Here is a 1,102-nt window from a genome sequence, read left to right as displayed (position 1 = left end):
TCAAAAAAGAGCGAAAGGTGCTCAATACCAAGGCTGCAGAAGAAACTTAGAGATGATTGCTCTATAGCTGTAGATGGACTTATTGAGTATTTGTCAAAAAATTAGAAAATTGAAGATGGCGTATCATCTGAACTTACAATTCATGCGTACGCCCTGAAAAAAATTTGAAAAGGCCTTAAGAATGGAAATATTGAAAGTTTATAAAACTAAAAGAATAGGTGGTTTAATCTGTTGTCACCCATCCACACACACACTCATTTGAACAAAATACTATTGGAGAGGCTTTTTACAAGGGATATAATCCATTTTTAACAACACCATTTATTCCTTTCTTTTATCTAGTCCAAGCCTTCTATCCAATTCATCTATTTTAGCTTTTGCTTCAGGGTATTTTTTTGCTAGATCTTCATTCATTTTCTCAGTTGCCAAATAGGCTGCTTCAGCCACATTTGCCACAGCAGATATTGTATGGTTTGTAATTTTTAGTAGGGCCAAGATTCCACCACCAATCATACTAGATAAAGATTCCTCTTTAGAATGTTGCATTTCTGATTCTTTAGCTTGTTCTCTACTATTTGAGTATTTCATATATTAAACTCCTATTTATGATAGCATTCTAGTTACATTGTAATTATAGCTTTCTAAGCATTAATAGCCACAGTATTATAAATACTAGAATACTTCATTGAAACATCTATAATGTGATATCTGCTCAAAAATAAGCTCAAATTATGATGGCAGATTAGTGATAGATCAGATGTATCTGACACTTATTTATTATTAAATCCAAAAAATAATTTTCATAATGTTTATTTCTATTCATCAACATATATCAACTTATTGTGATAATGAACGCCTTTTATCTTACATAACAATGAAAGCTGTTATTTCTTCGATTTTTTTAATACATGTTTTATATCTATATAATAATTGAAAAAAAAAAGTGGGGCTCTCTTGTTGTACTGTTTATTTTTTTATTGAATGAGTAACTTATAAAATTGAGAGTATAATTTTAATGTATATATTAACTCTACTTCTGCAGTTCAAAAATAGAACTTTAGAAGTATAAAAATTGATAAAACCGCAGTCTAGCACTGCTGTT

1 protein-coding gene is annotated in these 1,102 nt (G+C 29.8%); it reads right to left on the bottom strand.

The genetic code is table 11. The annotated features are described in order from the left end of the window. Nucleotides 1-321: 321 nt before the first annotated feature. A complete protein-coding gene (locus J5V48_RS09730) occupies nucleotides 322-588 on the bottom strand; it encodes a hypothetical protein (protein WP_219938447.1) in 267 nt (88 codons plus the stop codon). Nucleotides 589-1,102: the final 514 nt, after the last annotated feature.

The organism is Succinivibrio faecicola (assembly GCF_019448115.1).
Classification (GTDB): Bacteria; Pseudomonadota; Gammaproteobacteria; order Enterobacterales; family Succinivibrionaceae; genus Succinivibrio; species Succinivibrio faecicola.
Note: the sequence above shows the minus strand (reverse complement) of the source record. Positions and strands in the feature narration are given on the sequence as shown.